The following is an 18248-nucleotide window of genomic DNA, read 5'->3' on the forward strand; positions in this document are numbered from 1 at the left end:
TCCCAAATATGCCTTTCCGGCTATGTTCCCTATGTCTCTATGTGGTTAAACACCCTATAGAATATACTGCCGCAGATTTTGATCTTCGATCAATCCGCTCAGCTTGTCATTTACATACTCGGCGTCGATGACCTGTTCTTTTTGTTCGAGCTCGCCGCCGAGGAAACTGATTTCTTCAAGCAGTTTCTCAACTAATGTGTGCAGTCGCCTCGCACCGATATTTTCGGTGTTTTTGTTCATTTCCTCGGTCATTTCGGCCAGTTTATCGACCGCATCATCGGTGAAAATCAGCGAGATTCCCTCGGTCTCTAGTAACGCCTGATATTGCTTGATCAGCGAATTCTTGGGCTGTACGAGGATGCGTTTTAGGTCGTCGATGGTTAGCGATTCGAGTTCGACCCGGATCGGGAAGCGGCCCTGGAGCTCAGGAATGAGATCGGAAGGCTTCGCAACGTGGAACGCTCCCGCGGCGATGAACAGGATGTGTTCGGTCGAGACCATGCCATATTTTGTATTGACGTTCGTACCCTCAACGATCGGCAGCAGGTCGCGTTGGACGCCTTCGCGTGAGACTGCAGGGTTGCCGCCGGATTCGCGGCCAGCTATCTTGTCGAGTTCGTCGAGGAAGATGATGCCGGATTGCTGCGCGCGGTCTATCGCCTGGCGGGTGATCTGATCCATATCGACCAGATTCTCCTGCTCATCTCGAAGCATATATTCCCGGGCGTCGCCGAGCGGCATTTTCTTGCTGACGGTCTTTGTCGGGAACAGATTGCCGAGCATGTCGCGCATATTAACGCCCATCTCCTCCATGCCCTGGCCGCCGATAAAATCGATCGACGCGTTGGAGCGGTCCTGCGTGTCGAAATCGATCAAACGGTCGTCAAGATCACCGCGTCGGAGCTGTTCGCGGAGCTTCTCTCGCGTTCGTGCAAGAGGTTTTTCGGCCGGATCGGTCGCCTCATCGCTAAAATCGCTCTGATAACTCATATCCGAAGGCGGCGGCAACAATATATCGAGCAAACGCTCCTCAACATTCTGCTCGGCACGCACCGTTACGTCGTCAAACGCCGTCTGCTTGGCCACAACGACGGCGACGTCGGCGAGTTCGCGGACCATCGATTCGACATCGCGGCCCATATAGCCGACCTCGGTGAATTTCGACGCTTCGATCTTGATGAACGGGGAATTGGCGAGCCGTGCGAGCCGCCGTGCGATCTCTGTCTTGCCGACGCCGGTCGAACCGATCATCAGAATGTTCTTCGGCAATACGTCTGCCGCCATCTCGGGAGCGAGTTTTTGCCGGCGAATACGGTTGCGCAAAGCCACCGCCACCGCCTTCTTGGCCGCCGTCTGCCCGACCACGTACTTATCGAGCTCCGCCACGATCTCGCGAGGGGTCAGGTCGTCCAAATTAGGTTTCGAAGGTGCGGTTTCGCCGCCGAGGTAAATGGCCATCTACCTGATTCTAATATCTCACGGGAGCGTTGTCACTTCCACTATTTGCGCACTCAATTACGTCTAATGGTTTTGACTGGAACTGTGTGCTAACATTCGCACCATTATTCCACAAAAGATCTACTGGTCGGGGAGGTTCGCAATGAAGTATTTCATGTCTGTGGTTCTGATCGTGATGGCGGTGGTCGTTCTCAACGCTCAGGATAGCCTAAAGGCCGGTGATACGGTCGAATATAGATGCAATCGAGATTCGAGCGGCTGGTGCCGCGGCAGGGTCGAGTCGATCAGTGGTGGAAGTATTAATATCCGTTGGGGAAATATGCGCGACCAAGTCTCGATGGGCAGCAGCGGTGATGTTCGTGTTCCGCCAAAGCCCGATACTCCTGCGGCAACAGCCTTTAAGGACGCATTTGCGGCCGAAGTCGGTACCTTCCAGCGCATCGCACTTCGCATTTTCGCTCACTACTATGCTCCCAACGAATTTTCATGGGCAGGCGGCACGCCGACCACACCTGCGGGCTGGCAGGAGCTTATGTCGCACATTGCGTCGGTCGACGCGCTCTGCAAAGGCAAATACCGCGGCATGACGAACCGAAGTCCGAGTGCCGCATGGCCCGGTCCGAGAAAAGGCGATTTGGACGCACGATTCGGCGAATGGTGTACGATCGCCGATAAGCGGCTGGCTTACGAACCTCGCGTTCGAGCCGATGCTGCGAGCTCTATGGCGATCATGCCGGGTGAAGACGATCTGAAACGGTCGCTTGAATACCAAGATAACCGTGCTCTCGATGACATCCAGTTGTTGATGTACGAGCCCGAGAAATGGAAGGTACAGCAGAGCGGTAAGCTAGAAGCTCATTTTGCGACCTACGGTGTGGTTATGCCGCCGACCTTTTTTGACAAGATGATCGAGAGGTCCGCTGAACTCAAGGCAAAGATCGAGCAGGGAGCTCCGGCGCGTTCGTTCGAGATGTCGGCGGCATCGGCACGGGACGCGGCTGTCGAAACTTTTATCAAGAGCAAATTCATTACCGAGTATCCCGGCTCGCAAGTCTTAAAGGCCAGTCACAGCTATCCGAAATGGGTCAAGCGTGAGAGCCTGTCACTGGTCGGCAGCGGAACGGGCTACAAACTTTACAAAGTCGAATACAACACCTACAAACGCGGCTGGGTTTTGATGAAAATGCCAAACCGGCCGTTTTGTCAGGCCCGCGAATGGGTTGTCGGTCAGGGTTCCAAAGGCCTGGTCGCCGTGAGCACAAGCAGTCAGGGAACGTTTATGAGTTGTCAGTAGTTTGAGAGGGAAACATGAAAAACAAAACGACGGCCATTGCCGCAATACTACTTGTCGCGATCGTTGCCGGCGGATGCGGGATGTTCGGCGGTGCGAATTCGAACGCCACCAAAACCGCGAACGGCAACAAGCCTACCGCAACGCCCGAGGTCCCCGCGATCGAGATCACCGGTGCGGCTCTTGGGCAGGAATGGCTGGCGAATCCAGCTGCGACGGACACCAAATATAAAGGCAAGGTCCTTTCGATCACCGGCGAACTCTATCTCGCCCAGCACATCGGCGACCAAGCGTTCATCGATCTCGTCGGCATACCGATCAACACCAAGGACCCGAACAACAAGAGTGTCCGGATCTCGTGCGGCAGTGCCATTACCGCCGAAACTCAACTGCTCGTCAAGGCACGCGAGGCAAACGATAAAATGATGAGCGAGAACCCAACCGCCAAATATCCGCCTCAACCGACATTGACGGTAAAAGGCACCTACAAAGCAAGTGCGGATCGGGGAATCATCGACGTATCGGATTGTAAGTTACAATCGTCGAGCTGAACGTCTCATTACGCCGATAAATTCGCACAGATATCACTACCGGCATGTGTTTGCCGGTAGCGACATTCCTGATCGAGGAATTATCTTTACGTGCCTAACGCGTTTCTACCGTCCCCGGCCTCTATACCAAAAGCCGCCGCCGCCGAACAGTAGTAATAATACGACGATAATAATAATGAGCGTTGTTGTATCCATTTTCTTTTTCTCCTTACCGCCCTGATTATCCGCCACAGGAATCATGATTTCTGTTAGCTGACGCACAAAGGCAAATAAGCCACAAAGATTGGTCTCGCCGCCTGAATAGATCCCCCGGGTGCACTGTCACTTCGTGAAGAAAAGCTCGCCAATACGACACAGAAAAAGGCCTCGCCCGGTCGGACGAAGCCTTTTCTAATCACTGACCACAACAATTGCAATGAACAGTTAGTTTTCGAGAGCGATCAGATCGAGGTCGGCAATGTCTTGGTTTATCGAGACGACCCTCGGGCTGAATGCGTAGCGTTTCGAGTTTACGCTCAGGATATAGGTCTGGCCGGCGACAACGTCGTCAAAACGATAATATCCGAACGCACCGGTCACCACCTGCCGGGCCTGGCCGTCCTGCGAAGTCAGCGTTACGCGTGCGTTGCTGAGGCCGCGTTCCCCGGTCAGCACACGGCCGCCGACGGAAACGCCTGCTGCGGTCGGCGTGGCGATGTATTCAAATGTATCGACGCCGATGTAATCCGAGTTCGCTCCGGACGGGCCGCCGTTTGTCACGAAGTAGCGAAACGCGACGCGCCCGTTGGTCGGTGACGCGAGGCCGGAGATCGTTATCGAGAACTGCTGCCAAACCACCGGATAGCCTCCGACAACCTGTGCCGAGTTGATGTCGAGCAAAAGCGTCGTAAAATCGCCGACTGAGGTGTTGGTGGCACCGGCGTTCACGCTGTTGCCGTTTAGCGACAACCGCACCTGCATTCTGTCGGGGAAGTCGGTCGGAGCGGGAGCTGCCTTTCTCGTCCAGAATCTGATCACGTCGCCGTTTCGGAACAATATTTCCGGTGCGAACATCCAGTTGCTGATCGTATTGGCACCCGCGACGCTGTTAAAACTAGCCCCGGCATAGGCGGTCCCTGCCCCTGCTTGTGCCGGGAAGACCGACGAGTCACCCTGGATCCAATTGGGAATGAGGCCGATCGGCGTACTGAGATTTTGATAATTCCAGCCGACCGTCGGTACGGCCGCGAAATCCTCGGTAAAGCTTGCGGTCTGCGGAGCGAGATCACCGGTCTCGATCCGTTTATCGACGAATATATTCGCCGGCAATCGGTACGAAGCCCTGCTGCCGCGCGAGATGTTCACCTGTGCAAACGAACCCTGTGCCAACAAAGCCATCACAAAGCCCGCCACGACCACGCCGCCAGCCCGTGCTATTTGTCTGTTAATGTACTTCATAATCTCCACTAATGAGCAATTTTAGAGACTACAATACCATTAAATAAAAACCCAACCACCGCCACGACCATTTTCGCTTTCCGAACAAGTGCGAACGGCGCAAAGAAATTCGGAAATTTAGGCGGGCAATTTTCTTGAACACTTGTGGATAAAGTAGGGCGTTAGATCTCTTCGACAATAATATTGTTATTGGTGTAGATGCAGATGTCGGCGGCGATTCGCAAACTTTCTTCGGCGATCTCTTTGGCGGTTAGCTGCGTGTGTTTTAGCAGGGCACGGGCCGAGGCGAGGGCGTACATGCTGCCGGAGCCGACGGAGAGGAGGCCGTCGTCGGAGGCGATGACGTCGCCTTTGCCGGAGATGAGGAAGGCGTCGGTGGCGTCGGCGACGATGAGCAGGGCTTCGAGATTGCGTAGGTATTTGTCGGTGCGCCAGTCTTTGCTCAGCTCGAACGCCGCGCGTTCCAATTGCCCCTGATGCTGCTCCAGCTTCTGCTCGAACCGCCCCAACAGCGAAAACGCGTCCGCTGTCGAGCCCGCAAACCCCGCGATGATCTTGCCGCCCGAGATCCGGCGTATTTTCTTCGCCGTGCCTTTGATAACAGTATCGCCCAAAGTCACCTGCCCATCCGCCGCCATCGCCGTCTTGCCGTCACGCTTGACGAGCAGGACCGTTGTTGATCGTATCTTCATATAGGATTTTTACCACACAGATAAACACGGATAGAAAGTCTTTTGTCTTCTTATCTGTGTTCATTTGTATTCATCTGTGGCGAATTTGCTGTTAAGGTTCGCGAAACGCCCTTACTACCGTGCGGGCTTCTGCCAAGACTAGGATACGGCTTTGATTTCAAATGCTCAAATTGCAATAATAGCCGTTACGAATGAACGCCCTTTCTACGGTGCGGGCTTCAGCATTTTTATGGCGAAACGACCGAGGATCGGTATTACAACAAGGCTTGAGATCGAGACGCGGCGGTTTTATCTGGGGCGGGACTATTCCGACGCCGTCGAAGCCCACGGCGGCGTGCCGGTTCTGATCAATCTGATCCCGAAAGAAGGCTATATCAACGGCGTCCTCGACGATCTCGACGGTATATTATTGCCCGGATCGGACTCGGACATCGATCCGCATTATTTCGGCGAACAACCGCACGCGAATTTGGGTTCGGTTGTGACGGAAAAGGACGAGACGGACCTTTTAGTTCTCGCTGAAGTAGAAAAACGCGGCCTACCTTTGTTCGCGATCTGTTTTGGGATGCAGGCGTTGAATGTTTCGCGCGGCGGTTCGTTGATACAGGACATCGAATCGCAGGTCGACGGCCACATAAAACACCAGCAAGGCGTCCCAAGGGCGAGGAATTCGCACCATATTGTTGTTGAGGAAGGCAGTTTGCTCGGGCAGATGTCGGCGGGGAACGGGAATGTTCGCGTAAACTCGCACCATCATCAGGCCGTCGGGCGTCTGGGTAATGATCTGAAAGCGACCGCCCGTGCGTCCGACGGCATCGTCGAATGCATCGAGGACACACGCGACGGCAGATTCGTCGTCGGCGTGCAATGGCACCCCGAACTATCGTGGGCCGATGATCGTTTGTCAGGGAAGCTGTTTGAGACATTTTTGCGTGCGTGTGTGTGAGGTGGAACGGAACATCTGAATAGAATTTTATGGACAATCCGATAGTTATTGGAGTGATCTCGTGGTTCCTGCCGGGCGTCGGGCATATGATGCAGGGCCGTCTTGTCCGCGGGATCATAATTGCGGCGGTGATCTGGCTGATGTTCATTATCGCCATATTAAGCGGCGGAGCACATTATCCCGGATTTGAGTTCAAGGACGGCTTTTTATTGTATCTGCTCAATGTTTTCGCGAAGTTCGGCAACGGACTCGGTGCTTTGATCAGCTATTTTATCGCTGCGACACCGGCACCGAACGTTGCGGCGTTGTCCACATTCGAATACGGCGGACGGTTCCTCGAGGTCGCGGGACTGCTTAACTATCTCGCAGTCATGGATTCCGCTGATATCGCTTACGGGAGGAAGAAATGACACATTTTCTGTATCTCGTCGGTTTTGCTCTGTTCGTATCAGTCGTTTTCGGCGTTTTCGCCGCCGGCACGCCTCGCGAACGCGTCATCTACGGGGCGAAATCGTTCCTTCAGTTCGTGGTAGTTAGTCTGGTACTCGCGTGGATCCTCTATTTCATTCCATGGTAAACCGATGTCACTGATCGAGACCGAGAGCATCGTGCTTAAGACCCACAACCTGGCCGATGCGGATAAGATCGTCGTACTCTTAACGCACGATCACGGCGTCGTGCGCGGGGTCGCCAAAGGCGTCAAGCGTCTCAAAAGCCGATTCGGCAGCGGGCTCGAGCCGTTCTCGATCGTGCGGGCGACGTATTTTGAAAAAGAGGCGGTAGAACTTGTTTCGATCCAGAACATTGACCTCGTCGAATCCTTTTTTGCGGCGGCGAGCAATCCGGATTTTCTGCAAAAGTTCTCGTACCTTTCCGATCTGCTGATAACGTTCTCGCCGCCGAACGATCCGAACGAGAATCTCTACCGCATGGTCCGGGCCAGTATAAAAGCTGCAGCCGAGGACGTTGCCAGTTATCTCGCGATCAGTGTTTACTTTGAATCCTGGATACTCAGGCTCGCAGGTTTCATGCCCGATTGGGATCACTGCGACCAATGCCGCCGCGTGATCGAAGACAGCGAGACTGCTGAGGTTCGCTCCAATTTTCATCTGATATGTTCTGTTTGCCGACGGCCGACGGGCTCGCGCGTGCTTGATTCGGGGCATCGGGGAATGTTTGCGTCGGCTCGAAAGCTCTCGCCGACGGCGTTTGTTGAGTTTGCGGGCGGCGATGCCGAGCGATTGACGGCACTTTCCACCATATTCAAACGCATCATTTCACATTCGGTCGGCCATGAGATCCGCGGCGAGGTGTCGCTCGGAATAGGTAACTAGCAAGGCAATGAAACGGATAGGTTGGCTCATCTCAAAATACCTCGTCGGTGCGATCCTGCCGTATTTCGCATTCTCGTGGCTGCTGCTGAGCGTGATCCTGTTCATTCAGCAGGCAAGCAAGTTCTCCGACATTTTCTTCAGCGTTAATATCCCTGCGAATCTCATTTGGCAGCTAACGATCGCACTTGTCCCGAGCGTGATCGCATTCACGTGCCCAATGGCGATGCTGGTCGGAACGATCATCGGCCTGTCAAAAATGCAGGGCGACAGTGAACTGGTGTCGGTCAGGGTCGCGGGTGTCAGCAATTTTCAGATCGCGATCCCGATCATGGTGGTCGGTGTTCTGTTGTCGGCGTTTGCGTTTGTGGTCAATCTAAAGGGCGTGCCGCTGGCCGCGGCTTTGGTACGAAGCGTTGCCCTGCAGACCGCGATCAAAAAACTCGAATCGCCGATCGAGCCCGGAGTATTTAACACCGAGATCGCCGGGGCTACGATCTATGTCAAAAGCGGCGACCTGACGACAGGCAAATGGCAGAATATCTTCATCTTTAGCGAAGACGCGAACCGGCCAAGTGTGCGTCTGATAACGTCAGGCAACGGCCGTATCGACGTGACGGATCAGAAAACGGAACTGGTCCTCGAAAATGCGACGGTCACGACGATGCCGCAACTGCCCGATCAGGGCAAATACGTCACAGAAAGCATCGGCGAAGTGCGGCTCGCGGTTAAGACAAGCCGCAGCGACCTGATAAATCGTCTTACCGGCGGAAGCACGGCCCCGGAAGAACTCGGCCTGTCACAATTATCCGAGTTCGCCAATGCCAGCGAAGGGAAGGAACGGATCGAGGCCGAAATAATCTGGCAGCGTCGGATAACACTGTCGATCACGCCGTTCATATTTTGTCTGCTTGGCACAATGATGATCCTGAGTTTCGGCCGAGGCGGCCGCGGATTCGGGATCGTCCTGGCGTTTATCGGGCTGGTCACATATTACTTGCTGACGTTTGCCGGCGAGCAGCTCGCGAGAACCGGCAGTATCAGCGTTCCGGTCGCCGGCCTTATACCGGTCATTGCCAGTGCGATCGCGATAGTTTGGCTGTCATATTCGCGGCATTCCGCGTTGAATTCGGCGATCTTCGACCAACTGAAGGCCGCGTTGCAAAAATTACAAGCGGCGACGATCGGAGTACAGGGGCCGAATAGACTGGTCGACCTTACGACCGGCATTCGCGATCTGGACCTGATTGTAAATCTGGTCAAGTATTTCGTATTGACAGTTAGTTTTCTCGCCGTCGTATTCATCATTTTTACAGCATTCGAACTGTGGAAATTCGCCGGCGTGATCGACGGCGGTATCGTGCTGCTGGGGAAATACCTTTTCTTTCTATTGCCATTCATATATTTGCAGATCGCTCCGTCGGCGGCGATGGTGGCTACGCTTGCCACGTACATAATCAAATCGCGTCAAAACGAGATAGTCACCTGGACCTCGGCAGGGCAGAGCGTCTATCGGCTGCTCTTACCGTGTTTTATATTGATGGCGATATTAGGGGCGGTTAACTGGCAGGTACAGGAGAGATTGACGCCGCGGGCAAATCAAATTCAGGATGCGGTACGTGAGCAGATACGAAAAGGCGGAGTTCCTGTCGATAGATCGGGAAGGGTCTGGGTCGCCAGGGGCGAGAGGATCTATTCTTTCAAGCAGCCTGTTTCGGATATTACTCCTGCGTCTGATAACGAAACGCATCTCGGTTGCTCAGGATCGTGCGGTTTGGATATGACCGTATTGGAATTTTCAACAAACGGGCAGGAATTGCAAACCGTGTACCGCACATCTCGTGCCGGGTGGGAAAAAGGAAAACTGAACTTCACCGGGCAGGTCGAGAAAGTTACTCTACGCGAAGGCAGTATTCGCACCGAAGCGCTCGAAGGCGGGGAATTGGCAGAGGAGTTTGATCCGTTCAACCAGATAAAAGGGAAGCCGAGCCATCTCAACGCCGAAGAATTGAAACAACGACTCGAAAATTCCGGATCCGAGGTCGAACGCCGCAGCTTTGCCGTCACGATCCAAAAACGCTACACGACTTGGGTTCTCCCGCTCATCATCGCCCTCTTCACCGCGCCGTTCGCACTTTCACTCAGCCGAAAGGGCAAGGTCGTCACCATCGGCTACGCCGTCGGCCTCTGGCTTCTCTTCATGGGCACCACCAGCCTCTTCGCCCAATTCGGCGAAGCCGGCAGCCTCTCCCCATTCACCGCCGTCTGGTCCCCGCTGCTTTTGTTTTCAATGCTTGGAGTTTATCTTCTATCAAGAGTTCGTACTTAGACTCTTAGGCTCCACTCTTTGCAAAGACGGGGTGGAAGCCGCTTCGGCTCAAGGGGTGTTTCTCACTTCGCCAATTTCTTCCGGATCCTTTAGGCCGTCGTTCGAAACAATAGAAAGAACGGAAGTTTATCGTAGTGTTAATTCGAACGTGTCCAATGCCGCTTTAAGTTTCTTGCTTTTACAAAAAAAATGACCCGACGTTTCCGCCGGGCCTTTTCTTTATCTTTAACTTTTCACTTTCAGTTTTACACTGAATTACGTTCCGGTTTCCCAGCTGCCCATGTATTCGAGCATTTCCGGTGTGAGTTCGTCGATATTGACGCCCATTGCACGGAGTTTGAGCGAAGCGATCTCCTGATCGACTTCCTTAGGCAGGATATGAACGCCGGCGGCGAGTTTTCCGTGGTTTTTGACCAAAAACTCGGCTGACAACGCCTGGTTGGCGAATGACATATCCATTACCGATGCCGGGTGGCCTTCGGCAGCCGCGAGGTTGATCAGACGGCCTTCGCCGAGAACGATCACGCTCTTGCCCTGATGTGTGATGTACTCTTCGACGAACGGGCGGCGTTTGACGGCCTCGGCCGACATATCACGCAGAGCGTCGAGGTTGAGTTCGAGGTCAAAGTGGCCGCTGTTGCAGACGATCGCACCGTCCTTCATCACCGCAAAGTGTTCTGCGTCAATGACATGGCGGTTTCCTGTGACCGTGACGAAGAAATCGCCGACCTTCGCCGCTTCCTTCATCGGCATCACACGCATACCGTCCATAACTGCCTCGATCGCCTTGATCGGATCGATCTCGGTGACGACGACATTCGCGCCCATACCGCGTGCACGCATTGCGACGCCCTTGCCGCACCAGCCGTAGCCAACCACGACGAGCGTTTTGCCGGCGAGCAGGATGTTGGTTGCACGAATGATGCCGTCAAGTGTCGATTGGCCCGTTCCGTAACGGTTATCGAAGAAATGCTTGGTCTGAGCGTCGTTGACCGCGATCGAAGGGAAGGTGAGCACTCCGGCCTTGACCATCGCCTGAAGGCGGACAATTCCGGTAGTCGTCTCTTCCGTTGTACCGATCAGATTGCCGATCAACTCAGGCTTTTCCTTGATCATTGTCGCTACGACGTCCGATCCGTCATCGATGATGAGGTTCGGATTCGTATCAAGTGCAGCTTTTACGTGTCGGACGTAAGTCTCGGTCGATTCGCCCTTGTGTGCCATGACCGGGATGCCCCAGTCAGCCACAAGGGAAGCCGCGACATCGTCCTGCGTCGAAAGCGGGTTCGAAGCGATCAACAGCGATTCTGCTCCACCTGCCTGCAATGTACGGGCCAAGTTAGCGGTCTCCGTCGTAATGTGGGCACATGCGATAAGCTTTACGCCGACCAGCGGTTTTTCAGCTTCAAATCGTTCGCGAATGAGGCGAAGAACAGGCATTTCGCGGTCCGCCCACTCAATGCGCTGTTTACCTTGCGGGGCAAGGTTGATGTCCTTGATGTCGTATTCCATTGATGTTCCTGCGTTAGCCATTTGTTCCAATACCTCTATGATTCTCGGCCGAGATCCTCAGATCTTCTGCCTTATCGGTCTTTTCCCATGAAAATTCGTCGTTGGTTCGGCCAAAATGGCCAAATCGCGCCGTCATTTTGTAGATCGGGCGACGAAGATCCAATGTCTCGATGATCGCTTTCGGGGTCAACGTGAAATTCTCGCGAACGATGTCCGATATACGTTCGTCATCGATCGTGCCCGTGCCGTGTGTGTCGATAAGGACCGAGACCGGTTCGGCGACGCCGATAGCGTATGCGAGCTGAACGGTACATTTGTCTGCCAGGCCCGCAGCTACAACATTCTTGGCAATATAGCGAGCCATATATGCTGCTGAACGGTCGACCTTTGTGGGATCTTTGCCCGAAAATGCACCGCCGCCGTGCGGAGCATATCCGCCGTAGGTATCGACAATGATCTTACGTCCGGTGACGCCGGCATCGCCCATTGGCCCGCCGATCACGAATTTGCCGGTCGGATTGATATGGTATTTCGTGTTGTCGTCGATCATGTCTGCTGGGATCACAGGTTTGATCACGTGCTCCATGATATCCGCACGGATGTCTTCGATGTCGAGATCCGCAGTCTGCGATGAGATCACAACCGCCTCGACACGAAACGGTTTGCCGTCGCGATACTCGATCGATACCTGCGATTTTCCATCCGGACGAAGATAGGGAATTGTCCCATCTCGCCGAACTTTCGAAAGCTGGCGCGTCAGATTGTGGGCCATCTGGATCGGCATCGGCATTAATTCAGGGGTTTCATTACAGGCAAAACCAAACATGAGACCTTGGTCCCCAGCTCCACCAGTATCAACGCCTTGCGAAATGTCGGGTGATTGTGTTCCGATCGCATCAATAACGCTGCAGGTATTCGAATCATATCCAAATTCTGCATCGTTATACCCAATTTCCTCGATCGTCTCTCGAATGATCTGCTTATAATTGACCTTTGCCGTTGTCGTGATCTCACCGGCAACGACAGCCAGACCAGTGGTGACCAGCGTTTCGCACGCAACACGGGCGTTCGGGTCTTGCTCCAAGATCGCATCAAGGATCGCGTCAGATACATGATCGGCAATTTTGTCCGGATGGCCTTCTGTAACCGATTCCGATGTAAATAAATAATTTCCGTTACTCAATGGTTTACGTAACTCCTTATAATAATATTGGCTTCTGTAGACTGATATCCTAGTCAGATAACAAAACGACGATTGTAGCCCTTTGCGGCAATAGTGTCAACGTATGAATCATAAGTTGGAGAGAGGGGCTCTAACCCTCATTTTCATTGCCACAGATAAAGTGCGTCCGATAATAGAGATTATGTACAGCTTTCCGGGCCTTCTCAGCCGATCAATTCCGGCCAATCCTCAACAGGAGAAAGATCTTCATCACCCACGGGTTCGGAAGGCGTCGTCGACGCCGATAGGTCTATGACTTTCTGCTCTACATAGATCGGGCAATCAAGACGCAATGCAAGAGCGATAGCATCCGAAGGCCGAGCATCAAATGAGACGAGATCGTCGTTCTGGTCAGTCAACTGGATGCGTGCATAGAATGTGTTTTCATGGAGATCAGTGATGATAACCCTCGACGCCGACAAGCGGCATTCGATGATCACATTCCTCAATAGATCGTGAGTCATCGGTCGCTGAGGGACGACCTTTTCGATCTCAAGCGCGATCGCATTAGCCTCAAAGGCTCCGACCCAGATCGGTAAAACTGTCTCGGATTCGACGCCTTTAAGCACGACGATGGGCGTATTGGTATTCGGGTCCATTATCAGAGCTCCGATCTTTACTTCGACTAGGGTTGGATCTATTTCCATTTTTATTGAATTACTCCAAACAGGGAGTTTGACTTAATTTCTGTGATCTTAACATCGACGATCTTGCCTAACGTGTCCCGCGAGCCTTCAAAATTAACGACCTTGTGGCAGGTCGAATGTCCGGTCAGACCAGTGGCCGAGCGGCTCGAGCCGACCTCAACTAACACTTTAAGCACCTGATTAATATATCGCTGTAAAGCGTTGTTTTGACTAGACTTCTGGGCTCGCTCGAGTTCGAGAAATCGTAGCGTCTTTTCTGCCGGAGACACATCATCTTTCATTTCAAAAGCCGGGGTCCCGGGACGCGGCGAGTATTTGAAAATGTATGCCATATCAAAGCCGCAGTACTCGACCATCTTAACCGAATCCAGAAAATCCGATTCGGCCTCGCCAGGAAAGCCAACGATAATGTCTGTCGTGAGAGCGATATCACGATTCGACGACTTTAAGCGGTCGATCTGTTTGAAATACCGTTCGATGGTGTGGCCGCGTTTCATTGCCGAAAGTATGCGGTTGCTGCCGGATTGCACAGGCAAATGGACCCAATTACAAAGATTTTCATGCGTTTCAATCGCATCGACAATGTCGTCGTTAAAATCGCGGGGAAATGAGGTGTTAAATTTTATCCGCTCGATGCCTGTAGCGGCGACTGCTCGCAAAAGACGCGAGAACGCCGACTTCCCTGCAAATCCTTCGAGTCCCGAATCGGTCTCAGGCCTGTAACTATTGACGTTTTGGCCGATCAAATGTACTTCTTTGACGCCGTTTCGACGCATTTCGAGGACCTGTCGGACAATGTCCGATGCGGGAAAGCTACGTTCGCGGCCGCGTGAGAATGGGACGATGCAATAGGTGCAAAACTTGTTACAGCCCTCAATAATTGGTAAAAACGCGACATATGGCGAATGTCTGTGCGTGTCAGCAACTGTCCAGTCATAGTCAACTTCCCTCTCGCCAAGGTCGACAATTCCCTCTTCGCCGTGGTAAACGCGGCTTATTACGTCGGCGACGCGGCCGACTGCCCGTGTTCCGAGGACAAAATCGACGCCCTCGATCTTGTTGAACAGCGTTTCGCCTTCTAGCTGAGCGACGCAGCCCATGACGCCGATGACAGGTTTCGGCCTGTCGACGTGGCGGATGCGGCCGACGCGGCTGTATAATTTGTGTTCGGCCTTTTCGCGAACGGAGCACGTATTTAACAGAATGACATCCGCGGATAGTTCGTCAACAGTCATCTCAAAACCGTCTCGTCCAAGCGCCGTCGCGACGCGTTCCGAATCGGAAACGTTCATTTGACAGCCGTAGGTTTCGAGATAAACTTTCTTCATAAATGCCGCAAGAATCAGACCAAAAACCAGCCAAGGCCCAAGACTTTGTGCATCTGCATTTGCATTCCGATTATAGCCTTTTGCAAAGCACTGTCCAACTTAAGCCTTTGGCAAAGAAACTCGTCGAACTCGAGATGTCGGCGTGTGCGTTGACCGATCTTGGGAATATGTACGGCACTGTTTCGTATTTCAACGCCATGAAATACGCGGGCATAAAGCCGATAATAGGATATGACGCGCATCTGACGCTTGGAAGCCGTGGTGAACAGTCCTCGTCCCTTGCCGCGGGCGAACGAGCGTATTACGGGCTTGTTTTGCTCGCGACCGATCTTGAAGGCTATCAGAATCTCGCCTGGCTCGCCTCGAAGGCCTTTACAGAGGGCTTTTACCATCGACCGAGGATCGACATGGATATCCTTGCCGAGAAAAGCAAAGGTTTGATCGCTTTGTCGGGCGGGCTTGACGGAACGGTCGGTCACTACCTCGCGAATGACGATCACAAGAAAGCGACGGAGATCGCGGGGAAATTCAGCGATATTTTCGGGCCTGAACGGTTCTATCTTGAGATCCAGGATCGCGGCGGCGATATGGAATTGAACCGCAAGATCGTCGATCTGTCGAAGGAATTGTCGCTCCCGATCGTCGCGACCAACGACGTTTACTATCTCGAACGCGGCGACGCTCGTGCCCGCGAGGCTTTGATCGCGATCAACGACGGGCGGAGCGTACCGGCGGCGGGGCAGACTGAGGCGAATTCGTACAAATATCTGCGTTCGGCGGAGGAAATGTGGGAGATTTTCGGCGGCGAACTGCCGGAATCTCTCAACAATACCCTCAAGATAACGGAGATGTGCAGCCTCGTCATCCCAATGGGCGACGATGTCAGACAGCTTCCGAATTTCCCTATTCCGGACGAATTTGCAGACAAGTCGAGCGACGAGTATTTCGAACACGTTCTGCGCGAAGGTTTCAAAGAGCGACTTGAGGCCGAATGGTTGCCGCAGCAGACTGCCGGAACATTAACGCATTCGATCGAAGAATACGAAGAGCGACTGCAGATCGAGATCTCGACGATCAATAGGATGGGCTTTCCCGGTTACTTTCTGATCGTCTGGGATTTTATTAAATATGCCCGCGAGCAGAATATTCCGGTCGGTCCGGGACGTGGTTCGGCGGCGGGGTCGCTGGCTGCGTATTGTATGCGGATCACGGATGTCGATCCACTGCAGCACGAGCTGCTGTTCGAGCGGTTTCTTAACCCCGAACGCATCTCGATGCCTGATATCGATATCGATTTCTGCATCCGTGGGCGTGGGGACGTTATTGATCACGTTACGAAGCTTTACGGACGTGAATCGGTCTGTCAGATCGTAACCTTCGGAACAATGGCCTCGAAGGCCGCGATCAAGGATGTCGGGCGTGCTCTCAATGTTCCGTACGGCGATGTCGAAAAGATCGCGAAGCTGATGCCGCCGCCGATACGTGGACGAAACGTCAGTATCTCGGACGCCATAAAGCAGGTTCCCGAGCTGCAGGCCGCGATGGACAACGACCCGCGGATCAAAGAGATGGTCGAGCTCGCACTCAAGGTCGAGGGCTGTGCGCGGCATACTTCAGTGCATGCGGCAGGCGTGGTTATCAGCCCGAAACCGCTGCACGAGTTGGTTCCGGTCGCAATGTCGGGCAAAGAGGAACTCACCAGCCAGTATCCGATGAACGATCTCGAAAAGGTCGGGATGCTCAAGATGGATTTCCTCGGGCTGACGACGCTGACGATCATCAGCGATTGCCTGACGGAGCTTGAGAACCGCACCGGCATCACTGTCGATTGGACCAAGATCCCGACCGACGATCCCGCGACGATGAAGCTCTTCTCCGACGGCCGCACGGACGCGATATTCCAGTTCGAATCCTCCGGCATGCAGGACATCTGCCGCAAGATGAAGCCCGAGAATCTCGAAGACCTCTCCGCCCTCAACGCCCTGTACCGTCCGGGCCCGATCGACGGCGGGATGATCGATCTGTTTGTGGATCGCCGCCGCGGGATCAAAGAGGTCGAGTATTGGGTGCCCGAGGTCGAAGAGTTTCTCAAACCGACGTTCGGCGTGCTCGTCTATCAAGAGCAGATCATGCAGATCGCGCAGAAGCTCGGCGGTTACAGCCTCGGCGACGCCGATCTGATGCGGCGGGCGATGGGCAAAAAGAACATCGCCGAGATGGCCAAGCACACCGACCAGTTTATCAGCGGAGCGGTCGCGAACGGCGTCAACAAAAAGACGGCGAACGAGATCTTCCAGCTGATGTCCAAATTCGCGGACTACGGCTTTAACCGCAGCCACAGTATCGCGTACGCCGTGCTGGCGTTCCGCACGGGCTATCTCAAGGCGCATTATCCGTCGTATTTTTACGCCTCGGTCCTCTCGCACGAAGCCGACGACAGTGCCAAGGTCTACAAATATTCGTCCGAACTGCGTTTCCTCGGCCTCGAACTCCTCCCGCCGGATATAAACGAGAGCGGCCTCGGCTTCACGCCGCTGCCGGACGCGGTGCGGTTTGGCCTGAGTGCGATCAAAGGCATGGGCACGACGAGCGTCGAGGCTATCGTAAAGGCGAGGGCGGACGGGCCGTTCGTTTCGCTGATCGATTTTGTGTCGCGGCTTGGGCCCGGCAGCGTTAATCGAAAGGGCGTTGAGAATCTGATCGCGGCCGGGGCTTTCGACTCGATAATGACGACGGGCGAAACTACGGCTTCGTGGCGGGCGAAGCTCAACGCGGCGATCGACAGTTCGCTCAAACAGGGCCAGCGTGCTGCCGAAGACCGTCTGAGCGGGCAAAATGCCCTGTTCGGCGGCGACGTCGGCGGGCCGGTCGAGGACGCCGAGCTGCCGGACGTTCCCGAGTGGACTGCGACGGAGCTTTCTAAAAACGAAAAGGCCGCGATCGGCTTTTATCTGTCGGCTCATCCGATAGATACGTTTGCGGAGCGCCTAAAAGAGATGAGAGTGCCGACGATCGCGGAGTTCTCGGGTGCCAGCCCGCAGGACATGGTGAAGATGGCGGGGCTTATTACGGGGACGCAGGTGCGGTACAGCAAAAAAGGCAACCGCTTCTGCATCTTCCGGCTCGAAGACCGCAGCGGCGGTGCGAAATGCCTGGTCTGGGCCGAGGCGTTCGGCAAATATCAGGAGCTGCTCAAAGACGACGAGATGGTCGTCATCGACGGCAAGGTCGAGGCCGCCGAAGGCCAGGAGCTGACGATCATCGTCCAGGACGTCAAACCTCTCGCCGATGTCATCGCGGCAAATCTCGTCCAGGTCGCCGTCCGGCTCCCTTCCCGCGGCCTCACCGAGCAATATCTCGAAGACCTCTACATCCTCATGTCCGCCCACCCCGGCCGCTGCGACGTCCTCCTCGACCTGACGGTGGATGGTGTCGATGTCCGCCTAAAATCCGAAGCCGGCCGCGTCGCGATCTCGCGGGCATTGGAATCGCAATTGGAACCCG

The 18248-nt window shown here is 54.3% G+C and carries 16 protein-coding genes; 8 read left to right on the plus strand and 8 right to left on the minus strand.

Annotated elements, in window-relative coordinates:
- Positions 1 to 54: 54 nt before the first annotated feature.
- Positions 55 to 1458 (minus strand): ATP-dependent protease ATPase subunit HslU, encoded by a 1404-nt coding sequence (gene hslU, locus IPK01_13005; GenBank protein MBK7934378.1) that lies wholly within the window; start codon positions 1456 to 1458, stop codon positions 55 to 57.
- A 142-nt stretch (positions 1459 to 1600) separates the two neighbouring features.
- Here hslU and IPK01_13010 point away from each other — a divergent pair, with 142 nt between their 5' ends.
- Together IPK01_13010 and IPK01_13015 are read left to right on the plus strand one after the other, a co-directional pair.
- Positions 1601 to 2752 (plus strand): hypothetical protein, encoded by a 1152-nt coding sequence (locus tag IPK01_13010; protein ID MBK7934379.1) that lies wholly within the window; start codon positions 1601 to 1603, stop codon positions 2750 to 2752.
- 14 nt (positions 2753 to 2766) lie between these two features.
- The gene (locus IPK01_13015; GenBank protein MBK7934380.1) at positions 2767 to 3300 is read left to right on the plus strand and encodes a hypothetical protein; all 534 of its coding nucleotides are present in this window, start codon (positions 2767 to 2769) and stop codon (positions 3298 to 3300) included.
- Positions 3301 to 3405: 105 nt separating this feature from the next.
- Here IPK01_13015 and IPK01_13020 read toward each other — a convergent pair whose 3' ends face one another.
- The 3 genes from IPK01_13020 to hslV form a co-directional block, all read right to left on the minus strand.
- Complete coding sequence (locus IPK01_13020) at positions 3406 to 3561, minus strand: hypothetical protein (GenBank protein ID MBK7934381.1); 156 nt, start codon at positions 3559 to 3561, stop codon at positions 3406 to 3408.
- A gap of 162 nt (positions 3562 to 3723) precedes the next feature.
- Positions 3724 to 4737, minus strand: a complete 1014-nt coding sequence (locus IPK01_13025; GenBank protein ID MBK7934382.1) for a carboxypeptidase regulatory-like domain-containing protein — start codon at positions 4735 to 4737, stop codon at positions 3724 to 3726.
- Positions 4738 to 4898: 161 nt separating this feature from the next.
- Positions 4899 to 5429 (minus strand): ATP-dependent protease subunit HslV, encoded by a 531-nt coding sequence (hslV, locus tag IPK01_13030; GenBank protein MBK7934383.1) that lies wholly within the window; start codon positions 5427 to 5429, stop codon positions 4899 to 4901.
- 229 nt (positions 5430 to 5658) lie between these two features.
- On the opposite strand from hslV, the gene IPK01_13035 reads away from it, so the two are divergent.
- The 5 genes from IPK01_13035 to IPK01_13055 are packed head-to-tail and all read left to right on the plus strand — an operon-like array spanning position 5659 to position 10035.
- Positions 5659 to 6375, plus strand: coding sequence for a gamma-glutamyl-gamma-aminobutyrate hydrolase family protein (locus tag IPK01_13035; protein ID MBK7934384.1), 717 nt, complete (start codon positions 5659 to 5661; stop codon positions 6373 to 6375).
- Positions 6376 to 6404: 29 nt separating this feature from the next.
- Positions 6405 to 6785: a hypothetical protein gene (locus IPK01_13040; GenBank protein ID MBK7934385.1), complete on the plus strand. Its 381-nt coding sequence runs from the start codon at positions 6405 to 6407 to the stop codon at positions 6783 to 6785.
- Positions 6782 to 6952 carry a hypothetical protein gene (locus tag IPK01_13045; GenBank protein MBK7934386.1) on the plus strand — a complete coding sequence of 57 codons (171 nt, stop codon included), beginning with the start codon at positions 6782 to 6784 and terminating at the stop codon, positions 6950 to 6952. The genes IPK01_13040 and IPK01_13045 overlap by 4 nt, the downstream gene beginning before the upstream one ends.
- A 4-nt stretch (positions 6953 to 6956) precedes the next feature.
- Entirely contained in the window at positions 6957 to 7709 is a 753-nt protein-coding gene (gene recO, locus IPK01_13050) for a DNA repair protein RecO (GenBank protein MBK7934387.1), read from the plus strand.
- 7 nt (positions 7710 to 7716) lie between these two features.
- A complete protein-coding gene (locus IPK01_13055; GenBank protein ID MBK7934388.1) occupies positions 7717 to 10035 on the plus strand; it encodes an LptF/LptG family permease in 2319 nt (772 codons plus the stop codon).
- Positions 10036 to 10290: 255 nt separating this feature from the next.
- Here the strand turns inward: IPK01_13055 and IPK01_13060 are convergent, their stop codons facing one another.
- The 4 genes from IPK01_13060 to miaB form a co-directional block, all read right to left on the minus strand.
- Positions 10291 to 11568, minus strand: coding sequence for an adenosylhomocysteinase (locus IPK01_13060; protein ID MBK7934389.1), 1278 nt, complete (start codon positions 11566 to 11568; stop codon positions 10291 to 10293).
- Positions 11561 to 12730, minus strand: coding sequence for a methionine adenosyltransferase (locus tag IPK01_13065; protein ID MBK7934390.1), 1170 nt, complete (start codon positions 12728 to 12730; stop codon positions 11561 to 11563). The genes IPK01_13060 and IPK01_13065 overlap by 8 nt, the downstream gene beginning before the upstream one ends.
- A 203-nt stretch (positions 12731 to 12933) precedes the next feature.
- Complete coding sequence (locus IPK01_13070; protein ID MBK7934391.1) at positions 12934 to 13416, minus strand: bifunctional nuclease family protein; 483 nt, start codon at positions 13414 to 13416, stop codon at positions 12934 to 12936.
- A 2-nt stretch (positions 13417 to 13418) separates the two neighbouring features.
- Positions 13419 to 14744, minus strand: a complete 1326-nt coding sequence (miaB, locus tag IPK01_13075; protein ID MBK7934392.1) for a tRNA (N6-isopentenyl adenosine(37)-C2)-methylthiotransferase MiaB — start codon at positions 14742 to 14744, stop codon at positions 13419 to 13421.
- A 2-nt stretch (positions 14745 to 14746) separates the two neighbouring features.
- Here miaB and dnaE point away from each other — a divergent pair.
- A partial coding sequence (gene dnaE / locus IPK01_13080) for a DNA polymerase III subunit alpha (protein MBK7934393.1) occupies positions 14747 to 18248 on the plus strand: 3502 nt, incomplete at its 3' end.

The sequence above is a fragment of the Acidobacteriota bacterium genome, assembly GCA_016713675.1.
In the GTDB taxonomy this organism is placed as follows: domain Bacteria; phylum Acidobacteriota; class Blastocatellia; order Pyrinomonadales; family Pyrinomonadaceae; genus OLB17.

What these genes read in the sequence shown, in the direction of transcription:
- IPK01_13010 (MBK7934379.1), top strand. Translation starts at nt 1,601, where the DNA reads ATGAAGTATTTCATGTCTGTGGTTCTGATCGTGATGGCGGTGGTCGTT.
- IPK01_13040 (MBK7934385.1), top strand. Translation starts at nt 6,405, where the DNA reads ATGGACAATCCGATAGTTATTGGAGTGATCTCGTGGTTCCTGCCGGGC.
- IPK01_13060 (MBK7934389.1), bottom strand. Translation starts at nt 11,568, where the DNA reads ATGGCTAACGCAGGAACATCAATGGAATACGACATCAAGGACATCAAC.
- hslV (MBK7934383.1), bottom strand. Translation starts at nt 5,429, where the DNA reads ATGAAGATACGATCAACAACGGTCCTGCTCGTCAAGCGTGACGGCAAG.
- IPK01_13070 (MBK7934391.1), bottom strand. Translation starts at nt 13,416, where the DNA reads ATGGAAATAGATCCAACCCTAGTCGAAGTAAAGATCGGAGCTCTGATA.
- recO (MBK7934387.1), top strand. Translation starts at nt 6,957, where the DNA reads ATGTCACTGATCGAGACCGAGAGCATCGTGCTTAAGACCCACAACCTG.
- hslU (MBK7934378.1), bottom strand. Translation starts at nt 1,458, where the DNA reads ATGGCCATTTACCTCGGCGGCGAAACCGCACCTTCGAAACCTAATTTG.
- IPK01_13045 (MBK7934386.1), top strand. Translation starts at nt 6,782, where the DNA reads ATGACACATTTTCTGTATCTCGTCGGTTTTGCTCTGTTCGTATCAGTC.
- IPK01_13055 (MBK7934388.1), top strand. Translation starts at nt 7,717, where the DNA reads ATGAAACGGATAGGTTGGCTCATCTCAAAATACCTCGTCGGTGCGATC.
- IPK01_13025 (MBK7934382.1), bottom strand. Translation starts at nt 4,737, where the DNA reads ATGAAGTACATTAACAGACAAATAGCACGGGCTGGCGGCGTGGTCGTG.
- IPK01_13035 (MBK7934384.1), top strand. Translation starts at nt 5,659, where the DNA reads ATGGCGAAACGACCGAGGATCGGTATTACAACAAGGCTTGAGATCGAG.
- IPK01_13015 (MBK7934380.1), top strand. Translation starts at nt 2,767, where the DNA reads ATGAAAAACAAAACGACGGCCATTGCCGCAATACTACTTGTCGCGATC.
- miaB (MBK7934392.1), bottom strand. Translation starts at nt 14,744, where the DNA reads ATGAAGAAAGTTTATCTCGAAACCTACGGCTGTCAAATGAACGTTTCC.